The organism is Burkholderia sp. Cy-637, from assembly GCF_011753175.1.
GTDB lineage: Bacteria > Pseudomonadota > Gammaproteobacteria > Burkholderiales > Burkholderiaceae > Burkholderia > Burkholderia gladioli.
Map to the genome: position 1 here is coordinate 1 of NZ_VWWC01000419.1, position 346 is coordinate 346.

The window sequence follows — 346 nt, forward strand, 5'->3', positions numbered from 1 at the left end:
GCGGCTCGATACGCCGTTCGGCGCGCTGACGGCCGATGTGCGGCTCGACGGCGCGCGCCCGTTCGCGATCGCCGGCACGGCCGGTTATTCGGGCAAGGTGTCGAACGAGCAGGTCGACGCGCATGCCCCGTTGTCGGGCTCGCTCGAGGCGCTGGTGCTCGCCCTGGACGCTTCCGGGGACGGGCAGAGCGATCGACGCCATCACGCGCTCACGCTGGAGCGGCTCGATACGCCGTTCGGCGCGCTGACGGCCGATGTGCGGCTCGACGGCGCGCGCCCGTTCGCGATCGCCGGCACGGCCGGTTATTCGGGCAAGGTGTCGAACGAGCAGGTCGACGCGCATGCC

General features: G+C 72.3%; 1 protein-coding gene. It reads left to right on the forward strand.

Features of this window, described 5'->3' with window-relative positions; genetic code table 11:
• A partial coding sequence (locus F3J10_RS35955; RefSeq protein ID WP_167244077.1) for a hypothetical protein occupies positions 1–346 on the forward strand: 346 nt, incomplete at both ends.